Below are 2,155 nucleotides of genomic sequence, written 5' to 3' on the forward strand. Positions count from 1 at the left end.
AAGGATTTGGAGAAAGCGAACCAAAAGTAGCTTGCAAACCATGTAACGAAGAACAATACGCACAAAACAGAAGAAGTGAATTCTTGATTGTGAAGAAGTAAAGATAGTTTATAGTTGATTTTTTAGTTGAAAAGGCATCGCTTAATTTTAAGTGGTGCTTTTTCTTTTTGTTTGTTTTTTAGTGAAATATTTAAATAATTCTTATTGATTGTATTGAAATGCTGTGTAATTTTTAAGTTAATTAAATGTTTGTAATTTGTTTTCAATTTATAAATCTGAAACACATTTTTTCGAGATAATGTTCTTATTTTTTATAAGGTTTTTTTGCTTAAATTATTGCTTCTGAATTACAAAAAATGCTATTTTTTTGTTCATTTTTGTGTAAATGGATTTATAATTTTGAAATCAAATAAAATGACTTACCCAAATCTAAAATATAAATGATTTCATTTTTAAAAAAATATAACAAAAGCATTTTCACCTTAGTAATCTTTTTAATAGGATTAACAAGTTGGTCTCAAAATATCTTGATAAGCCAAGGAGGAACAGTGAATGTTTCAGGAGGTGAGATTTTTTATGATGCAGGAGGTGCAGTAGGGAATGATGGAAATACAAATTATACTATTACACTATGTCCATCAAATTCAGGAGAAAAAGTGTGTTTAAATTTTTCTAATTTTAAAACGTATTTTTCTGGATCAGGTGAAGATGCTCTTTTTATTTATGATGGTAATACTGTAACTCTAGGAACAGACATTGGTAAATTAATGGGGGATTATTCAATAGATGTTAGTAATGCAACAACTCCCTATGGAGCAGGTATAGAACCTGACGGAACTCTCGCAGCTGTTTATACTCCTACTATTTTTTGCGCAACTAGTTCTACAGGATGTTTAACATTGACTTTCGTAAACGGAAATGCTTCACAACAACCAGGTTGGGTTGCAAATGTAACTACCTACAAAGATTTACCAGCACCGGGATGCAATATTGACATTACATCAGATAAAACGTCAATATGTAACGGTGAAAATGTTCAGTTGACAGTTACAGGTGATATTGTGGCGGCGGCAATCAATAATAATTTTAATGGAAGTTTGGGAACGGGTTGGCAAGGAACAGCATCAGCGACGATTGTCAATACAGTTTGTGCCGCACCGAGTTTAGATAATTCTCAATATTTATGGATGCAAAGTTCTCCTGGACCAAGATCTTTAACTTCTAATAGTTTTAATTTGGCGAATGGTGGAACTATTAGTTTTGAACATCGTCAAGCTAAGTTTAATTCAGATCCATCACCTTGTGAAGCACCAGATATTAATTTTAGCGGAACAAGAAACGAAGGAATTTATTTGCAATATTCAACAGATAATGGGGCAAATTGGACCACGTTTAAGTTTTTATTTTCAAATTCTCAATTTTCAAATTCTGGAACAGCAGATTCTTATAATAATGGTTGTGGTGATTATGTACATCGTTGGACAAAAATGACATATCCAATTCCAGATGCTGCAAAAACACCTAATACACTTTTTAGATGGCATCAACAAAGAGTTACAAGTGCAAGTACAGATAATTGGGGATTAGACAATGTTGTTATTGCATCACCACTAGCATCAACAGTAACAGTTAGAAACCTTACAGCTGGAGGAATAGTAATAGGAACAAGTACTACAACACCATATACTTTAAATGTAACTCCAACTGTCACGACAACTTATGAAGTTACAATTTCGAATGGAGTGACCTCTTGTACTGATCAAGTAACAGTGACCGTTGGAGCTGGTATAGCAGCAAATGCAGGAGTTGATATAAATCAATGTAATAATGCTTCATTTACAATGGCAGCTAATACTCCAATAGCACCAACTACTGGAAGTTGGTCTGTAATATCAGGATCTGTTTCTCCTGCAACTTCATTAAATCCAAATCAGGTTTTTGTACTTACAGGTACAACAGCAACTTTAAGGTGGACTTTTGATGGAGTTTGTGATTCTTCAGATGATGTAATTATATCAAATAATTCTCTCCTTTCTGCACCAACAGTTGGAGCAGTAACGCAACCAACATGTGCCACAGCAACAGGAAGTTTCCAAATCACAGGATACAATGCTGCGAATACCTATACTTTCACACCAAGTGTTGTGAGTATTTC

The 2,155-nt window shown here is 33.5% G+C and carries 1 pseudogene; it reads left to right on the plus strand.

Annotation, left to right across the window (positions count from 1 at the left end):
* Window positions 1-440: 440 nt before the first annotated feature.
* Window positions 441-2,155: pseudogene (locus C8D80_RS12705) on the plus strand (hypothetical protein); the annotation flags it as partial.

The organism is Flavobacterium cheniae (genome assembly GCF_004363695.1).
GTDB lineage: Bacteria > Bacteroidota > Bacteroidia > Flavobacteriales > Flavobacteriaceae > Flavobacterium > Flavobacterium cheniae.